The sequence below is a fragment of the Cryptosporangium arvum DSM 44712 genome (assembly GCF_000585375.1).
Classification (GTDB): Bacteria; Actinomycetota; Actinomycetes; order Mycobacteriales; family Cryptosporangiaceae; genus Cryptosporangium; species Cryptosporangium arvum.
This window is the reverse complement of the sequence record NZ_KK073874.1, coordinates 3,881,091-3,895,425: the sequence shown is the minus strand read 5'-3', so window position 1 is coordinate 3,895,425 and position 14,335 is coordinate 3,881,091. Positions and strand designations below refer to the sequence as shown.

The window sequence follows — 14,335 nt, the reverse complement described above, 5'->3', positions numbered from 1 at the left end:
GTTCGACGGCCGTGTTCAGTTCAGGGCACCGATCGAGGATCGCCTGGAGACGCCTGACCGTCGTGTTCGACCAGGTTGTCGGGATGCCGGCAGATCCAGCCGGTCACTTCCCGCACCGAGGGCGGCCGCCGCACCTGCGCGAGGTCGGGTTTCGTGCGGTGCTGCTCGACGAAGGCTCGGACGATCCCGTAGCCGCCGGTGAAGCCCTTCGCGGTGACCTCGCCGTGAAGCCGGGTCGCATGCCGACAACTCTGACCGATGCGTTCACGCGGGTAGGGGACGAATGGGTCCAGGAGGGTGGGCCGCGGCTTATGGCCGACCATCAGTTCCTGCCATGTCTTCGCGTGCGCATACTGGGCGACCGTGCGCTGGCTCCAGCCCAAATGCTTCGCGATCTGCCGGAAACTCGCCCCTTGGGCGACGAGGTCGTGGACCAGCGCATGGTTGGCCTTGCGGCGCTCGGCCATCGCCCCGGTCGGCTCCGCATCGAGTGGCGGGGCCGGTGTCTCGGTGGCTGGCGCGGTGGGCTCTTCCAGGCACTTCTTGTGTCCGACGACGGTGCGTTCGACCGCCGCGGCGAGGTTCTGCCACCGGTGGGAACGGTCAGCGACCTGCTCCGCCTCGGGGCCCCGGTGGCCGCGCCTTCAGCATAGGCGGTGGCACGGTCGCGGCAGATCACCAGCGGCTTCGGATGCGCCCGCAGCCAGTCAGCCAGCGGATCGGCGTCCCGGCCGAGCAACAGGTCGATGGCTTTCCCGGTCAGGAAATCGACCAGCACGGTGCCGTAGTGATGGCCACGTTTCAGAGCGAAGTCATCGACCCCGCGCACCGTCACCGGCCTGTGTTCTCGCAGAAGAATCGGCGCACTCGAAGCCAGATCTGGGTGGACCGACCAGCGGTGGGCGCGGCGGCGGTCCTGCGCCGATACCACGAATGCCCCGCGTCGAGGACGCGGTGCACTCCGGACATTCGGAACGCTGACCATGGACTCCGGCGGCCAGCAGCACGCCGGACTCGCCACCGATCACCTCGTCGATCTCGATCCCAGCCAGATGAGGCAGCAACTGGACAACGAGCCACGACCCGATCAATCACACTGTTTGAGCCAGAATCCACGAACCGCGCCAGGCACGGTTTTCCAGGGCGGGCAGTCGGCCGTTAAGGCTCGCCAGACGCATGTCGCGGCCGGCGTCCGCTCGCTCCGGCTGAGAGCTCGCACCGCGCAGTACCGAGTCGACGCTTCGTCGTACACCGAACTGCTTGCTCGCTGGATCCTCGTCCCGGTGCGGCCCGGCACCTGACGCAGCGGCATGGTGCGTGCCGCTGCGCTTATTCCGCGGCTACTCGTTCGATGGACCCACGACGTGGTCCGGCGAGGTGGCGTCCAGACGCGGGGGTGACCCGCGGGGGTGCCCAGGAGCGTCATCCACTCCGCGGTCCGCGGAGACCGGCTTGGTAGGCGATGACGACCAGTTGAGCGCGGTCGCGGGCGTCGAGCTTGGTCATGGCGTGGTTGACGTGCGTCTTGACGGTGAGAGGGCTCAGCGTGAGGCGATCGGCGATCTCGTTGTTCGACATGCCGGTGGCCACCAGGGCGACGATTTCGTGTTCCCGTTCGGTGAGCCCGTCGAGAACTCCGGAGGCCGGGGCCGGGGGCTGGTCTTCCAGGGCGAGGTAGCGGGCGATGAGCCCGCGGGTAGCTGCGGGTGAGAGCAGGGACTCGCCGCGGGCGACGGTGCGGATCGCGTCGATCAGAGCTTCCGGCCGTGCGCCCTTGCCGAGGAATCCGCTCGCACCGGCACGGAGCGCTTCGAAGATGTACTCGTCGACCTCGAAGGTGGTCAGGATCAGTACCTTCGCGCCGGCGAGGTCGGGATCGGCGCAGATCCGACGGGTGGCGGCGAGGCCGTCGAGCTCGGGCATGCGGATGTCCATGAGGATGACGTCGGCGCGCGTCTGGCGGGCCATTCGCACGGCATGGGTGCCGGTTGCGGCTTCACCGACGACCGTCAGATCGGGGGCGTTGTCGACCATGAGGCGCAGGCCCGCGCGGACGATGTCCTGGTCGTCGGCGAGCAGGACGCGTACCCCCGTCACGCCGTCGCGCCGACGAGAGTAGGTAGCTCGGCGGTGACCCGGAAGCCACCTTCGGGGCGAGGACCGGCGGAGAGCCGGCCGCCGAGTGCGGCGGCTCGCTCGCGCATGCCGATGATGCCGTGCCCTATCGTGCCCTCGGCTGCCACCCGTGGCCCGGTCCGGGCCGCCGGACCGTCGTCCTCGACCGTCAGCGTGAGGACTCCCGGACGGAAGTCGAGCCGGACCGATGCGGAGGTGCCCGCAGCGTGTTTCGCGGTGTTGGTCAGCGATTCCTGGATCAGCCGGTAGGCCGTGAGGTCGACGGCGTCGGGTAGTGGCCTGGCCGGACCGATGACGTTGCAGGCGACCCGTAGCCCGGTGGCCGTGAAGGAGGCGATCAGCTCGTCGAGCCGGCTGAGCCGTCCGGCCGGTTCGACGGGCTCGTGCTCGCCGGGCTGGCGCAGCAGGCCGACGGTGAGCTTGAGCTCGGAGAGCGCGGCTTCGCTGGCGTCCTGGATGTGTTCCAGTGATTGGCGGGCCCGGTCGAGGTCGTATCGGTCCAGCAGGAGGGTCATGGCGCCGGCCTGGACGTTGATGAGCGCGACCTGGTGGCCGACCGCGTCGTGCAACTCGCGCGCGATGCGTAGCCGTTCTGCTTGGACGCGGTTACGTGCCTCGATCTCACGGCCCAGCTCCGCGCGGCGGGCCCGCTCCACGAGCATGGCTCGCCGCGCCTGGTGGGCCCGGAAAGCTTGCCCGAGCGCGGCGGCCGCCACGACCCACGGCAGGACCTCGAAGGCGTCCCACCCGATGTGGTCGTAGACGGTGGCCACCGCGCCGCCGGCCAGCACCGCGGCGACGCTCGCGGCGGTGGTGACGACGACCGCAAGGACGTTCTCGGAGCGCCACGAGAACAGAAAGATCGCCAGAATCAGGGCGGACCGGGCGGGCGAGTCGGTCGCCCCGGACGGCGTCGCGGCGATCACGCCCGCGGTCGCGATCGCCGGGATGAACCAATCCGGCCAGTGCAGTGCCGGAATGACGACGAAGCTCGCCGCCACCACGACGGCGGTGACGATCGCGGTCGGCGTGAACGCGGACGGGTCAGGCACCGCGGTGACGATCACGGTGAGCAGAAGGAGGACGCCGACCCCGATCAGGCGAGTGGCGGTGGGATGCGTGACCGCGAACCGGCGCAGGCGGTCGGCCACCCGCTCCGGGTCGGCGATCGCACGATGTTTCGCGGCCACGAGACGGCCGCCGACCGGCTCGTCAGCATTCACGAAACGACAGTAACCAGGTCGTGCGCGCGGCTACAAACGTTCTACTGCGAGCGCAGTAGGCGACGCCGCGCCCGGCCGGAACAGCACCTGCGATCGCGGTAGCGGGCCACCCGGGGCCACCGCGATCGCGGCGGGTGGAGTCACCGCGACGGGCCGATGACGGGAGCGGCCGTCCTGGCGAACGATCCATGTGTCGCATTTCGACGCCGGACGGCGCGGCCGACGACCGGTCTGGTCGACCCGCGCCGCGGCAACCAGCGGCGTCGCGTTCGCAGCTGTCCGCGAACAACGATCCCGTACGTCCTCGATAGGAGAAATGTTCCATGGCCACGCTCCTTTACCGGATTGGCCGGTTGGCCTTCCGCCGCCGACGGTGGATCGCCGCCGCCTGGCTAGCGGTCCTGGCCGCGACGCTGTTCGGCGCGTCCGCGCTGGAAGAGCCGACAAAGGACTCGTTCACCATCCCGGGCACCCAGTCGCAGCAGGCGATGGACCTGCTCGCCGAGCGATTCCCGGAGGCATCGGCCGGCGGTGCCACCGCCCGGGTCGTGTTCGCCGCGCCCGACGGCGAGACGCTGCGCGACCCGGCGTACCGGCGTGCGATCGACACCGCGGTCGCCGAGCTGAAGCAGTCGCCGCAGGTGGCCGCGGTCGCCGACCCGTTCAGCGCCGACGCGGTCAACGAAGACGGCACGATCGGATTCGCCGAGGCCACCTATGAAGTGCCAGGGGACGAGGTGTCCGACGGCGCACACGATGCCCTCACGAGCGTCCTCGAGCGCGCACGGGCCGGCGGCCTGAGGGTCGAGGCCGGCGGTGACGCCGTGGCCGGCGAGGACGAGGGTGGCTTCACCGAGATCATCGGTGTGGTGGTCGCGGCCGTCGTGCTCGCCATCACGTTCGGGTCGCTGATCGCCGCCGGGTTGCCGCTGCTCACCGCGATCCTCGGCATCGCGATCGGCATCGGCGTGATCACCGCCGCGTCCGGATTCGTCGACCTGTCGTCGGAGACGCCGACCCTCGCGCTGATGCTCGGCCTGGCCGTCGCGATCGACTACGCGTTGTTCATCGTCTCCCGCTACCGGCACGAACTGTCTGCCGGCCGGGAGCGGGAGGACGCCGTCGGCCGGGCGGTCGGCACCGCCGGCTCCGCGGTCGTGTTCGCCGGTCTCACCGTGATCATCGCCCTGGCCGCACTGGCCGTCGTCGGTATCCCGTTCCTGACCCAGATGGGCCTCGCCGCGGCGTTCACCGTCGCCGTGTCCGTCGTGATCGCCTTGACCCTGCTACCGGCGCTGCTGGGATTCGCCGGCCGGCGAATCCGCGGCGATCGGAAATCCGGGCAGCACACCCACTTCTCGCAGACCTACAGCCGTCCCACCCTCGGCGCCCGGTGGGTGCGGATGATCGCCCGACGGCCCCTAGCGGTGCTGCTGCTCGCCGTCATCGGGCTCGGCGTGGTCGCGCTGCCCACGCTGGACATGCGGCTGGGATTGGGCGACGACAGCACCGCGTCCGAGGAGACCACTCAAGGCAAGGCGTACGACCTGCTCTCCGAGGGCTTCGGGCCCGGCTTCAACGGTCCGCTGATCGTCGTCGTCGACGCACGGAGCGGAACGGCGTCGCAGGCGGCCGAGCAGGTGGCGACGCGGATCCACGACATCGACGACGTCGGAGCGGTCGCCGACCCGGCGGTCAACGAAGCCGGCGACACCGCCATCCTCACGGTCATCCCGGACAGCGGTCCCAGCACCGACGCGACCAAGAATCTGGTCCGGGCGATCCGGCAGCAGGACGGCCTCGTACCCGGCGCGACTATCGCCGTCACCGGTCTGACCGCCCTCAACATCGACATCTCGACCAAACTCGGCGACGCCTTGATCCCGTACCTCGCGGTCGTGGTGGGCCTCGCGTTCATCCTGCTCACACTGGTGTTCCGGTCGGTGCTGGTGCCCCTGAAGGCCACCGCCGGGTTCCTGCTCAGCGTCGCGGCCACCTTCGGCGCCGTGGTCGCGGTGTTCCAGAAGGGCTGGTTCGCGGGTGCGCTCGGCGTCGACCAGGTCGGGCCGATCACCAGCTTCCTCCCGATCATCCTGATCGGCATCGTCTTCGGCTTGGCCATGGACTACCAGGTCTTCCTGGTGACCCGCATGCGCGAGGAGTACGTTCACGGCGCCCCGGCCCGTTCCGCGGTAATCGGCGGATTCGAGCACGGCGCCCGGGTCGTCACCGCCGCCGCGATCATCATGATCAGCGTCTTCTCCGGGTTCGTCCTCGCACCGGCCGCGTTCATCAAGTCGATCGGGTTCGCCCTCGGCACCGCCGTGCTCTTCGACGCGCTGATCGTCCGCATGACGATCGTTCCGGCCGCCATGATCCTGCTGGGCAAGTCGGCCTGGTGGCTTCCGCGCTGGCTCGACCGGCTACTGCCCGATGTGGACGTCGAGGGCGAGAAGCTGCGCTCCCGACTGGACGGCGCCCCCCAACGGGTCCGATCGGCACCCGTGCGCGTCCCGATCTGACGCCTCGTGGCCTGGATCCCTTGTTGAACACATCATTCGTGCGGCCACCGCCGCCTGGACCAAGGAGTCGTCGATGCGGCAACGCACGATCGAAACCGCAGACGCGGGGCTGCACACGAAGTGGAACGCGCGGCTGATCGGCCTGGTGGCCGTACTGGCCCTGGTCAGCTTCGTCGCCGACTCGGCCGTCTCTGCGCCGTTGCTCGTCCTTCCGGAGATGCTGGACCATTTCGACACCGATCAGGTGGGGTGGCTCAACGCCAGCGCGACGTTGGCGGGAGTGGCGTGGGCTCCCCTGCTGGGTAAGAGTGCCGATATTCATGGTCGGCGCAAGATACTCGTGTTGACGTTGCTGATCAGTGGCGCGGGCGCGGTGTTGTGCGCGGTGGCTCCGAGTATCTGGTTGTTCGTGCCGGGGCGGATGCTGCAGGGATCGGCGTTGGCGGCGGTGTTCCTGGCCGTCGCGATCGTGCGAAGCCTTTGTGCGCCCCGTATCGGGCTGATCGTCGTGGGCATCGTGACCTCCGGCTCCGCAGTGCTCAACATCGCGTCCCGGTTCCTCATCGAGAAACTGGCCGAGGACTACGGCTTCCAGATCCTGTTCGTCCTGGCGGCCGGCGTCGCCTTCGCGATGGCGCTCGCCGTACGCGCCCTCATCCCCGAGTCGTCGATCACGACACCGGGCACGATCGACTTCAGCGGTGCCCTTCTGCTCGGCGGCGGCCTGGCCGGCGTGCTGAGTTACATCAGTCTGGGCTCGGGCCTCGGCTGGCTTTCCGCCGGTCCGCTGGCTCTGCTCGTAGGTGGCGCCGCGGCACTGGCGTGGTGGTTCCTCGTCTCGACGCGGAAACCCGATCCCCTGATCGACATCCGGAACCTCGGAAAGCCCCTGGGGCTCACACTCTTCATCGTCGCCCTGGGCGCCGGTGCGTTCCAGAGCATGCTCCAGCTCATCTCGCTCATCAGCGACGTCTCTCCGGACGAAGACCTCGGGTACGGGCTGGCCGGCACGGGATCCGTGGCGATTCTGCTCGGCAGCGCGGGAATCGGAATCATGGTCGGAGGTCCGTTGGCGGGGTGGCTCGCCGCGCGCCTCGGCCCGATTCCGGCGTTGGCCGGCGTGGTCACGCTCGGAACGGTAGTGAGCGTCGGGATGTTCGTCGGGGCTTCCCACTTCGCGTTCGCGCTCTGCTGCGCGCTCGCCCTCGGCGTGGTGGCGGGAGCACTCCTGACCTCCGGCTTCAACACAGCGGGAACGTTGGCGTCCCCGGAACGGCAGGGCGTCGTCTCAGGCCTGATCATGGTCTCGGTCTCGATCGGGTCGGTGGTGCTCGACTTCGTCGGCGCGGCGATGCTCAAGTTCACCGCCGTGGCCGTCGATGGCGAAACCTCGAACTCAGCCACCGGCGTGTACAGCTACATCGCGTTCGCTTCCGGCGCGTTCGCCGTCGCGACGGTGCTGGTGATCATGCTCGGCCGAACCACTCGCCGCCGCGGCGACTCGTCGTCGCCGGAGCCCGAGCGAGCCGCGATGCGATGACTCGAGCCTGAAGCACCGCCGAGGGAGGCGGCGCAATTGTCGACCGGATCAATGAGACCGGCATCATCCGAGAAAAGAGTGGTCATGGGCAACACAGAGATCGCACGTGAATTCATCGCCGCCTACAACGCGCACGACGCCGAGCGCAAGGCCGCGCTGATGACCGAAGACGGCCGGGTCGAATTCCCCGCCCTGAACATTTCTCACGGAGCAGGATGGGAAACCACGTCGGGATCGAACGCGGCGAACCTCGTCGACGACCGAACCATCGACGTTCAGCGGATCACCGCCTCCGGTGACGCGGTCGTCATCGAGATGCTGTGGCACGGCGTCAGCAAGGGCGGACCGGGGCTGGCGCCGGCCGGCGAGCGCGTGGAGATGGAGAACTGCATCGTCCTGACGTTCCGGGACGGTCTCATCAGCCGATATGTCGAATACTTCGGCCGGTACGAGGGCATCGACCTGCTGGTTCTTCGGGGCCGCATGCTGGAGCGCCGGCAGCCGGTCCGATCGGGCTCCCCGTCGGACCGGGACTGATGCGTCGGCCGATCACCGTTGTGATCAGGAACGATGGAGCGTGCGCCGTCGCTTCCGATAGCTGCGTCTGCGTTCGCCGGGTTCCGGTTTGAACCGGAAGTGATCGTCCCAGCGGTTCGCTGTACCTGCGCTACGGCCTCTCGTGGATGAGGCCGTAGCGCAGGTCGCGGCGTTCGATCGTGCCGCTCTGGGACACCGGCCCTCGTGATGCCGAGTTTGCGGGCTCCCCCGACGATCGGCGCGCACTCCAGCGGCGGTTCTCCCGGGCGAGCCGCAGCACCAGGTCCACGGTCGGCTCGGGTCGGCAACGCCGGTTGCCGCCGGTCAGCGGGTAGGTCCAGCGGCGGGCAACCAACTCCCGGTGCCACCGCAACACCGTCTCAGGCGTCACGACGAAAACCGGCCGGCATTCCCGCGGAAGGTGGTGGCCCGGCCACACCAACACCATCCGATCAGACGGCGCGTAGCGAGGCCGGGCGACCTGCCGGCCCAGCACCAGACGGGTCACGTCCAGCCCGAGCGCGGCAGCGAGATCGTCGACATCGACGTCGAGGGGGAACTGCTGACTCTCATGCCGCTGGCAGTGCGCTGCCTGTGGCTGCCGAAGAACCGGATCCTTGTGCCCATATGACTACCGGGACGACATCCATCGCCACCTCGTCGACCAGACCCATCGAGAACGCTTGTCCTCCGATGTCGCCTGCGGTCACGCAGACCAGTCCGTTACCAGCGATCTGCTCGGCAAGGGCATTCCGGCCCCGGCCGAGTCAGCGGTGCGGAACGGTGCCTCGGGGAACCTGGCGAGCCATTCGTCGGGAAGCGGCCGATGTGTGACGACGACGAGCTCATCACCGGCAGCGGGTATGCCCGCCCAGCCATCGGTGGTGTCGAACAGGTGACGGCCGATCACCGTGACCTTGATGGCGTCCCAGAAGGCCCTCTTCGGCCGAGGCGCGGCTGACGTCGAACGCCCACTTCTCGTGGGCCTTGACAGCGCAGTCTCCGTTGCCATACCACTCGAAGAGCGATCCGACGGTGTCATCGGGATAGGCGATGTAGCCGTCGGCCGAAACCACAGCCTGCATGACGACTCTGGCCATCCTCGGTCGCTCCCTCACTCGTCGACCGGCCGGGTAGGTGGTCTCCGCCAACGCCGGGTCCAGCCGTCCGTTCCACGCCGGACGTGAGACACACGCGACCACGAAACGGTGGCCGCGTGAGCCGGATCGTCAGCCCCGGAGCTGACCGCTCCCCACCCCGCTACCGGCCTCCGCGGTCCGGGCCCGGTGCATCAAGGCCACGTAGCCGTCTTCGAGTGTCGGCGCGACCGGGGTGGCGTCGGCAGCGGGCTGTCCTTCGGCGATGACCCGGTAGGTGACCGCGGCGCCGACCGCGACCGCGGACACCACGGTGCCCGCACCCGGAGGGAGTGGGCCGGCCGAGCCGGGGCGGCTGATCTCCCAGGTCCGGTCGTTCCCCGCGGCGACCACGTCCGAAACCGGGCCCGTGTAGATGACCCGGCCGGCGGCCATCACCGCAGTCGTTCCGCACGTCTGGGCGACATCCTCGACGATGTGCGTCGAGAGCAGCACGGTGCGCCCGGTGGCGATCGTGCTCAACAGTGTGCGGAACCGGATCCGTTCCTCTGGATCGAGCCCGGCGGTCGGCTCGTCAACGATGATCAGCGTCGGATCCCCGAGCAGGGCCTGGGCGATGCCGACGCGGCGACGCATGCCTCCGGAGAAACCTTTGAGCCGACGTCCGGCCACGTCGGACAGCCCGACGGTGTCCAGCAGCGCCTCGATCTGGCGACGCCGGGCGGTGCTGTCGTCGAGGCCCTTGAGCAGGGCGACGTAGTCGAGGAACTGGGCCGCGGTCAGGTCCGGATAGACGCCGACGTCCTGCGGTAGGTAGCCCAGCCGACGCTGGACGGCGAGCCGCCCGTCGCGGCTCGTGAGGTCGTGCCCGTTGACGATCACGGTGCCGGACGTCGGCCGGAGCACCCCCGCCAGCGTGCGCATGAGCGTCGTCTTGCCGGCGCCGTTGCTGCCGAGCAGACCGAACATCCCGCCCGGCACGGTGAGATCGACGCCGCGGAGCGCGTCGACGCGGCGGAAGCGCCGGGTGAGTCCGGCGATCTGGATGGCGTCCACGAGGGTTCCCTTCAGCGGGTGGCGGCCCGGGCCCGCAGGCCGGCACCGATGAACAGCGGTAGCAGGCCGCCGACGACGAGGAGAGCGACGCTGAGCGCGGCGGTGGCGGCGCTGACGTCCGGCCGCAGGACGCCGCCGGCGGCGGTGTAGAGCGCGGGGGTGCCCATCAGCCAGCTGGCGGCGTAGTCACCGATGGGTGCGAGCGGGGTCCCGGAGAGCGTCGGCATGAGTTTCGGAAAGGTCAGGTTGCCCCAGAACCAGTAGCCGAGGAACAGCACCCGGAACAGCGGTGCGGAGATCAGCGGCGGGCAGACCAGCGCGAATCCGCCGACGAACAGCAAGCCCGGCAGCGTTACGAGTACGAAAGCGACGAGCGCCCACCCGACGACGAGCGGTTCGCCACGGCTGACGGCTTCGTAGCAGCCCGCGGCCAGCAGCGCGAGCAGCGGCGGGGCCGCGGTAGCCGCCACCGACCCGAGGTACTTGCCGGTCAACCGCGTCCCGAAGGAGGCCGGGAGGCTCGCCAGGATCGGCTCGACGTGCAGCCGGTGGTCGCGGACACCGCGGTCGGCGAGCACCATTCCCGCGGCGATCGGAACCAGGAAGCCGAAGAGCAGGGCCCAGCTGGCCATGACCTGGCGCCCGTCCATCGTGTCCCCGGCGCGGAGGGGACCGCGTTCGCCCTGGAGGACGACCAGCGCGCCGGCGAGAACGAGGGGCGCGATCCAGAGCGAGATCTTGTGGATCTGCATCGCGAACTCGTAGCGCGCGGAAGCGAGCAGCGCGGTCATCGGTCCTCCTCGGTGAGCAGCCGCTCGGGACGACCGAGCGTCCACGCGGCGCCGACTGCGACGACCAGCGCGACGGCGAGCAGCGTGAGGCGACTCGCGGTCCAGTCCGGGCCGACGCCGAGCCTCAACGTGGGAAACAGGTACAGCCAGGGCACGTGCTCGGTGAACACGCCCGCGAACAGCTGCTCGACCAGCCAGAGGCCGCCCGCGGTGGTGGTGGCCAGCGTCAGGCTGCGAGTGAGTCCGCCGACGGCGACCGTGACCGCGGTCAGGGCGAGGGTCGGGGCGGACCACAGGAGCAGGCTCTGGGGCAGCGGCGTGCTCCGCGGTCCGGCCCAGGCGTCGAACACGATCAGCAACGCGCAATACAGCCCGGCCACGATGCCCGCGACGAGGAGCAGCAGCGCCAGTCGGCGCAGGAGCGTCGCGCGGAGGCGGGTGGGCAGGGTCAGATGCAGCTCGGTGACCGGATCACGGGCGACGATGCTCACCGCGGCCAGCGCGACCGCGAGCGGCAGAACCGCCTCCGGGCCGGCCAGCAGCAGCCGCTGCCGCTCGGCGCCACCGAGCGCGGTGAGGGCCAGCGGAGCGAGCAGCGCCAGCGGAGGAGCGACCAGCGTGATCCACCCGGCGCGGCCGAACTCGTGACGCCAGAGGGCAAGGGGTCTCATGCTTCTGAGTAGTTCCGCAGGCGGTGGGGGTTCACCGGCGCGAGCCCCACGGCCACCGCTGTCACCGTGACCGCGACCGCGAGGACGGTGAGGTTGGTGGTCCACCAGCGGTCGACGACGCGGGCCAGCGGTTCCCACGCGCCCGGGGTGCGCGTGACGCAGCGCAGACCCCAGAGCGCCACGGCAGCCGCCACTCCCACGCTCGGGCGCGACAGCACCGCCCCGACGACGCTCACCGCGGTGAGCAGCGCGAACGGGCCGAGCCAGCTTTCCACCAGAGTGGTCAGCGTGTTGTCGCCGGTCAGCACGAGCGACGCGACGAAGGCCAGCCCGGCGGTCCAGGTCGACAGCACGGCGAGCCGGGCGAGCAACACGGTTCGCGGGGAGGTGCCGGAGGCGACGGCGAACTCGGGCTCGGCGCCGGGGGCCGGTAGCGCGGCCAGCGCGAGCGTTCCGACCAGGGGTGCGATCAGCCCGAGCAGGTCGGCTGCGCGGTGGTCGGGGCCGATCGCGGCGAGCGTGACGCCGAGCGCGAGCACCAGCGCGGTCGCGGGCCAGACCGCGCGGTGCAGGATCCGCAGTTGCGCGAGCATCAGTCGTACCGCCACGGCCGGTCGTGCCGTGAGCCGATGCGTGGCGGCGCCGTAGCCCGCGATCGGGCGAACAACCGGGTTCGGCGTGGTGGCCGGGTGAGGCGACGACAACTGCGCGGCCACTCGGGCGAAGAGTTCCGGCCCCGGCGCGGGGACGGCCGCGGCCTCGGCGCGTATGGCGGCTGCGGTGACGCGCCAGGCCGCGGCGTCACGATCGGAGGGTTGCGTCATCGGTGTGCCTCCTCGGGCAGAGCAGCGCCCAATGCGGCGCGCGCGAGATGCAGACGGCTCTTGACGGTTCCCACCGGGATTCCGAGCATCTCGGCTATTCCGGCCTGGGGAAGTTCGGCGCCGAACGTCAGCCACAAGACTTCACGGTGCTCATCGGACAGGTGCTTCAGCGCAGCCCGGACCTCCGCTACCTCGGCGCGGGCCAGCGCCGTCTGCTCCGGTCCGGGTGACGAGTCAGCCACGGACAGGTCGCGGGTATCCATCGATGGCTCGGTCCGTCGGCGTAAACGGCTCAGGCCCTGGCGTCGGACGATGCCGAACAGCCACGTTCGAACGGTCGAGCGGGAGGCGAATCCGGACGCCTGCCGCCAGCAGGCCAGCATGGTGTCCTGGACTGCCTCCTGCGCGGCTGCGAGGTCACCGAGCATCGAGACGGCGTACGCCAGCAGTGCCTGACCGTGCCGCTCGTAGAGCACCTCGAGTGCGCGCTGGTCGCCACGGGCGACGGCGGTGAGCAGAGGCAGATCGGGATCGTCCATCAGGTTCTGAGTAGCAGCCCGGGACGTGATGGTTCACCGCGGTAGCGAACGCGGTGCAATGCCGCGGAGGAAGCGAGTGATGCACCGGGTTTCGCTGAGCTCGACCCGGTGGACCGACGAGGAGCAGTTACTCGGGCGCGGGCACGGCGAAGAGATTGAGCACGCTACTGACGGTGAGGTACACGCCCGTCAACGCGGCGATGTCAACGAGGCCCTGTTCACCGAAGACCGACCGGGCCTCGTCGTAGAGCGTCCGGTCGACGTGATGCTCGACGGTCAGCTGACGCACGAGAGCGAAGACGAGCTCCGCCTCGCGACCGAGCTTCCCGGGGGAACGCCCCGCCGCCATCGCCGCCGCGTCGTCGGCGGTGACTCCTGCGACCTGCGCCAGGATCCGATGGGCGTAAACCTCGTAGTCCGAGCCCCAGGCTGACCCGACCGCGAGGATCACGACCTCACACAGCTGCGGCGACAGCGACGAGTGGCGAGACGCGGCCTTGGCGAACTCCTGGAATTTCTCGGAGACCTCGGGACGGCGGAGGAACGCGTTGTACGGCCCGATCAGACGTCGATCCTCGGTGACGAACTGAAAGCCCGCCCGCTGCGACCACGGGTACTGCTCCTCCATCGCGGCGTCGTAGAAGGGCTGTTGGGCCGGGGTCAACGCGGCGGGGTCGACGAGCGGGAGACGCCCGCCCAGACCATGGTCTCCGGCCGCCATCGAAGTTCTCCGTTCGCTGCTGCGGCGTGGGACCGCCAGGCCCTCCGTCACGGCCGGCTCCCGCCGACCGAGACAGCGACGAGCGTGCAGGGCTCGGTGCCATAGTTGCGCCACACGTGCCGGGTGCCGTTCTGGACGACCACATCGCCTACCCGCACCACGGCTCGCTCGCCGTCGTCGAGTTCGAGCGTGGCCTCACCGTGCACGACCATCAGGTAGTCCATCGTGTCGCTGGTGTGCATCCCGGAGCCGTCGGGCTCCATCGAGGTCAACATGCCGGGCATCTGCCGCTCCAGCTCGGCGGTGGCTGCGGCTGCGTCCACGCCCACCGGTGGGGTCTGTCCCTCCGGGGGATGCGTGATGACGATGAAACGCGATCCCTCCGGCGGCGGGAACCACGTCGCGACGCCGCTGGGCGACCCGTCGTTCGGGAAGGCGGGCGGCTCGTCGCCACCCCACAGCCGGTACGCGGCGAAGCCGGGCATCAGCGCGGAGGTGATCGCCTCCACGTCCCGGTCGTCGACCACACGCGACCTGCCCTCGCTGTCGTGCCCGGTGACGACGCGGCGAACGGTCAGACGTCTCATGATGTTCTCTCCTCGGACGTGACCCAGTGATGAGTCTTGGTCTCATCAAAAAGCGTACACCTCGACGAGACCGAGTCACATCGCGACGCTA

General features: G+C 69.7%; 16 protein-coding genes. 4 read left to right on the top strand and 12 right to left on the bottom strand.

All coding sequences use genetic code 11. The annotated features are described in order from the left end of the window. Positions 1 to 20 precede the first annotated feature (20 nt). The gene (locus tag CRYAR_RS43230; RefSeq protein ID WP_051570473.1) at positions 21 to 467 is read right to left on the bottom strand and encodes a helix-turn-helix domain-containing protein; all 447 of its coding nucleotides are present in this window, start codon (positions 465 to 467) and stop codon (positions 21 to 23) included. Between the two features lie 516 nt (positions 468 to 983). On the opposite strand from CRYAR_RS43230, the gene CRYAR_RS47340 reads away from it, so the two are divergent. Further along, the gene (locus CRYAR_RS47340; protein ID WP_157017818.1) at positions 984 to 1,301 is read left to right on the top strand and encodes a hypothetical protein; all 318 of its coding nucleotides are present in this window, start codon (positions 984 to 986) and stop codon (positions 1,299 to 1,301) included. Positions 1,302 to 1,422: 121 nt separating this feature from the next. Here CRYAR_RS47340 and CRYAR_RS17325 read toward each other — a convergent pair whose 3' ends face one another. Both CRYAR_RS17325 and CRYAR_RS43225 read right to left on the bottom strand, forming a co-directional pair. Next, positions 1,423 to 2,097 carry a response regulator gene (locus CRYAR_RS17325; RefSeq protein WP_035852092.1) on the bottom strand — a complete coding sequence of 225 codons (675 nt, stop codon included), beginning with the start codon at positions 2,095 to 2,097 and terminating at the stop codon, positions 1,423 to 1,425. After that, positions 2,094 to 3,359: a sensor histidine kinase gene (locus CRYAR_RS43225; protein ID WP_157017816.1), complete on the bottom strand. Its 1,266-nt coding sequence runs from the start codon at positions 3,357 to 3,359 to the stop codon at positions 2,094 to 2,096. The genes CRYAR_RS17325 and CRYAR_RS43225 overlap by 4 nt, the downstream gene beginning before the upstream one ends. A gap of 323 nt (positions 3,360 to 3,682) precedes the next feature. On the opposite strand from CRYAR_RS43225, the gene CRYAR_RS17315 reads away from it, so the two are divergent. The 3 genes from CRYAR_RS17315 (at position 3,683) to CRYAR_RS17305 (ending at position 7,958) form a co-directional block, all read left to right on the top strand. Continuing rightward, a complete protein-coding gene (locus tag CRYAR_RS17315; RefSeq protein ID WP_035852089.1) occupies positions 3,683 to 5,881 on the top strand; it encodes an MMPL family transporter in 2,199 nt (732 codons plus the stop codon). Positions 5,882 to 5,954: 73 nt separating this feature from the next. Next, positions 5,955 to 7,421 carry an MFS transporter gene (locus tag CRYAR_RS17310; protein ID WP_035852086.1) on the top strand — a complete coding sequence of 489 codons (1,467 nt, stop codon included), beginning with the start codon at positions 5,955 to 5,957 and terminating at the stop codon, positions 7,419 to 7,421. Positions 7,422 to 7,505: 84 nt separating this feature from the next. Continuing rightward, a complete protein-coding gene (locus CRYAR_RS17305; RefSeq protein WP_169745050.1) occupies positions 7,506 to 7,958 on the top strand; it encodes a nuclear transport factor 2 family protein in 453 nt (150 codons plus the stop codon). Between the two features lie 130 nt (positions 7,959 to 8,088). Here CRYAR_RS17305 and CRYAR_RS45795 read toward each other — a convergent pair whose 3' ends face one another. The 9 genes from CRYAR_RS45795 to CRYAR_RS17265 form a co-directional block, all read right to left on the bottom strand. Then, positions 8,089 to 8,349 carry a hypothetical protein gene (locus CRYAR_RS45795; RefSeq protein WP_157017813.1) on the bottom strand — a complete coding sequence of 87 codons (261 nt, stop codon included), beginning with the start codon at positions 8,347 to 8,349 and terminating at the stop codon, positions 8,089 to 8,091. 457 nt (positions 8,350 to 8,806) lie between these two features. Further along, a complete protein-coding gene (locus CRYAR_RS48935) occupies positions 8,807 to 9,058 on the bottom strand; it encodes a hypothetical protein (RefSeq protein WP_211247506.1) in 252 nt (83 codons plus the stop codon). 129 nt (positions 9,059 to 9,187) lie between these two features. Next, on the bottom strand, positions 9,188 to 10,111 hold the full coding sequence (locus tag CRYAR_RS17295; RefSeq protein ID WP_051570470.1) for an ABC transporter ATP-binding protein: 924 nt from the start codon (positions 10,109 to 10,111) through the stop codon (positions 9,188 to 9,190). Between the two features lie 11 nt (positions 10,112 to 10,122). Continuing rightward, complete coding sequence (locus CRYAR_RS43220; RefSeq protein ID WP_051570469.1) at positions 10,123 to 10,902, bottom strand: hypothetical protein; 780 nt, start codon at positions 10,900 to 10,902, stop codon at positions 10,123 to 10,125. Further along, positions 10,899 to 11,573 (bottom strand): hypothetical protein, encoded by a 675-nt coding sequence (locus CRYAR_RS43215; protein ID WP_051570467.1) that lies wholly within the window; start codon positions 11,571 to 11,573, stop codon positions 10,899 to 10,901. Before CRYAR_RS43215 ends, CRYAR_RS43220 begins: the two co-directional genes overlap by 4 nt. Further along, positions 11,570 to 12,397, bottom strand: a complete 828-nt coding sequence (locus tag CRYAR_RS17280; protein WP_035852079.1) for a hypothetical protein — start codon at positions 12,395 to 12,397, stop codon at positions 11,570 to 11,572. Before CRYAR_RS17280 ends, CRYAR_RS43215 begins: the two co-directional genes overlap by 4 nt. Then, on the bottom strand, positions 12,394 to 12,936 hold the full coding sequence (locus tag CRYAR_RS17275; RefSeq protein WP_035852076.1) for an RNA polymerase sigma factor: 543 nt from the start codon (positions 12,934 to 12,936) through the stop codon (positions 12,394 to 12,396). Before CRYAR_RS17275 ends, CRYAR_RS17280 begins: the two co-directional genes overlap by 4 nt. Positions 12,937 to 13,063: 127 nt before the next feature. Then, on the bottom strand, positions 13,064 to 13,657 hold the full coding sequence (locus CRYAR_RS17270) for a carboxymuconolactone decarboxylase family protein (protein WP_035852073.1): 594 nt from the start codon (positions 13,655 to 13,657) through the stop codon (positions 13,064 to 13,066). Between the two features lie 47 nt (positions 13,658 to 13,704). Then, on the bottom strand, positions 13,705 to 14,244 hold the full coding sequence (locus CRYAR_RS17265; RefSeq protein ID WP_063725724.1) for a cupin domain-containing protein: 540 nt from the start codon (positions 14,242 to 14,244) through the stop codon (positions 13,705 to 13,707). Positions 14,245 to 14,335 lie beyond the last annotated feature (91 nt).